The following is a 204-nucleotide window of genomic DNA, read 5'->3' as shown; positions in this document are numbered from 1 at the left end:
CCCATCGCCTAATATCTCAAGGATTTTTCGACGTGTTTGATTAAGCAAATTAGGCAGCACTTCTGCATCACTCACCGTTGATAAACTCAACTCTGCGGCAATAATTTCGTGCGTACTCGTATCTACGGCGAGATGGAATTTCCGCCCCACTCTGCGTTTACTATCCGTGCCATCCTTTTTGACTTTTCCACTCGCCCTCACCAT

Annotated in this window: 1 pseudogene; it reads right to left on the bottom strand. The window is 46.6% G+C overall.

What is annotated here, in order from left to right:
* A pseudogene (locus tag BLO31_RS22890) lies at positions 1-204 on the bottom strand (transposase); the annotation flags it as partial.

Origin of the sequence: Vibrio sonorensis (assembly GCF_001854765.1) — a bacterium.
GTDB lineage: Bacteria > Pseudomonadota > Gammaproteobacteria > Enterobacterales > Vibrionaceae > Vibrio > Vibrio sonorensis.
This window is presented reverse-complemented; position numbering and strand designations above follow the sequence as displayed.